The sequence below is a fragment of the Longimicrobium sp. genome, from assembly GCF_036554565.1.
GTDB lineage: Bacteria > Gemmatimonadota > Gemmatimonadetes > Longimicrobiales > Longimicrobiaceae > Longimicrobium.
Window position 1 is genome coordinate 1 of record NZ_DATBNB010000073.1, and the last position, 2089, is coordinate 2089.

Genomic DNA, 2089 nt, shown 5'->3' on the forward strand with positions numbered 1-2089 from the left:
CAGGGGCTCCGGCGGGACGGGAGGGAGGACGCGCGGACGGCGGTGCGCGTCACGGCGAACCCGCCGCGGCGGCGGACGCGCGCTCGCGGCGCTTCACTTCGTCCCACAGGGTGTCTAGCTCGGCGAGCGTGGCCTGTCCGAAAACGACGCCCCGCTCGCCGGCCAGCCCCTCCAGCGCCCGGAAGCGGCGCTCGAACTTGGCGTTGGCGCGGGCCAGCGCGGCGCTGGGATGGGCGCCCGCCAGGCGCGCCAGGTTGACGGCGGCGAAGAGCAGGTCGCCCAGCTCGTCCTCCAGCCGCTCCGGGTCGGCGGCGTCGAGCTCGCGCCCCACCTCGTCGGTTTCTTCGCGCACCTTTTCCCACGCGCCCCGCGGGTCGTCCCAGTCGAAGCCCACGCGGGCCACCCGGTCCTGCACGCGAAAGGCGCGGAGCAGCGGGTCCAGCCCCGCGGGAACGTCGTCCAGCACGCTCCCCGGCGGGCCGCCGCCGCGCTCGCGCCGCTTGAGCGTGTCCCAGTCTTCCGCCGGTCCCAGGCCGTACAGGTGGGGGTGGCGGCGGCGCATCTTTTGCTCCAGCCCCGCGACCACCTGTTCCCGGGAAAACGTGCCCGTCTCCTCGCCGATCACCACCTGGAAGGCCACGTTCAGCAGCAGGTCGCCCAGCTCGCCGCGCAGCGCCTCGGCGTCGCCCGCGCCGATGGCGGCCGCCACCTCGTGGGCTTCTTCCAGCAGGTACCGGGTGAGCGACGACGGCGTTTGCGCGGCATCCCAGGGGCAGCCGGCGCGCAGGAACTTCACCAGCGCGAGCGCGCGGTCCAGTACGCCGCCCGAAGGCGTGGCGGGAAGGCTGTTTTCGGCTTGCGAGTCACTCACGATGGGCCTAGAATACGCGGCTTGTGACTGATCCGTCAACCGGGGTTTCCCGGGCCTGGGTAGAGGTGGACGAGGGCGCGCTGCGGCGCAACCTGCGACGCGTGCTGCACGCGGCGCCGGGATCGGCCGCGCTCCCCATGCTCAAGGCCAACGCCTACGGGCTGGGGATGGGCCCCGTCCTGGAGATGGTACGCCGCGAGCTTGCCGAGAGCGAGCTGTGGGCCGCCGGCGTCGCCGCCGTCGCCGAGGGCGAAGAGCTCCGGCGGCTGGGGTGGCGGGGGCGCGCCGTGGTGTTCGCCCCGGTGCCCCCCGGCGAGTACGCCCGCGCGGCCCAGGCGGACCTCACCCTCGCCCTCTCCGAGACCGCGGCCGTACGGCGCTGGGCCCAGGCCGCCCGCGCCGTGGGACGGCGGCTGGCGTTCCACACCGAGATCGACACGGGAATGGGGCGCGCCGGCTTTCCGGCGGCCGGGGCCGCGGAATGGGGCCGCGAGGTGATGGAGGCCTCCGCGGACCTTTTGGCGTGGCAAGGGTGTTTTACGCACTTCCACTCCGCCGACGAGCCGGACCTGGCGCCCACGGACGAGCAGCACGCGCGGCTGCTGGACGCGCTGGAGCGGCTGCCGGCGGTGCCTGGACGGCGGGTGATCCATTCCGCCAACAGCGCCGCCGCCGTACGCCGCGGCGGGTTCGGCGGAGACGTGGTGAGGCCCGGCATCTTCCTGTACGGGGGATCGGCGGGGCCGGGAGCCAGCCCGGAAGCGGTGGCGTCGCTGCGGGCCCGGATCGCCCTCGTGCGCCCGGTGCCGCCGGGAAGCACCTGCGGCTACGGGGCCACCTACACGGCTACCCGCGAAGAACGGTGGGGAACGGTGGCCATCGGCTACGGCGACGGGCTCCCCCGCGCGCTGGGCACGGCAGGGGGCGAGGCCATCGTCCGCGGGCGCAAGGTGCCCATCCGCGGCCGCGTGTCGATGGACATGACGGTGGTGGATCTCACCGACCTGCCCGAGGTGGAGGCGGGCGACGTGGCCACCTTCATCGGCCGCGACGGCGAGGCCGCGATCATGGTGGACGAGGTGGCGGCGCGGGCGGGGACCATCTCGTACGAGGTGCTCACCGGGTTGGGAACGCGGCTGCCGCGGGTGTACCTTCCTCCACAGGGAACGGAACCCCCCTCCGCCGCGTAGCAGGAACCCTGAAGCGCGTCGGCGGCCC

At 74.5% G+C, this 2089-nt stretch carries 2 protein-coding genes; one reads left to right on the forward strand and one right to left on the reverse strand.

Annotation, left to right across the window (positions count from 1 at the left end; genetic code table 11):
- Positions 1–49 precede the first annotated feature (49 nt).
- Positions 50–871: a nucleoside triphosphate pyrophosphohydrolase gene (gene mazG / locus VIB55_RS02060; protein ID WP_331875001.1), complete on the reverse strand. Its 822-nt coding sequence runs from the start codon at positions 869–871 to the stop codon at positions 50–52.
- A gap of 23 nt (positions 872–894) precedes the next feature.
- Between mazG and alr the strand changes: the two genes are divergently transcribed.
- Positions 895–2061, forward strand: coding sequence for an alanine racemase (gene alr / locus VIB55_RS02065; protein WP_331875002.1), 1167 nt, complete (start codon positions 895–897; stop codon positions 2059–2061).
- Positions 2062–2089 lie beyond the last annotated feature (28 nt).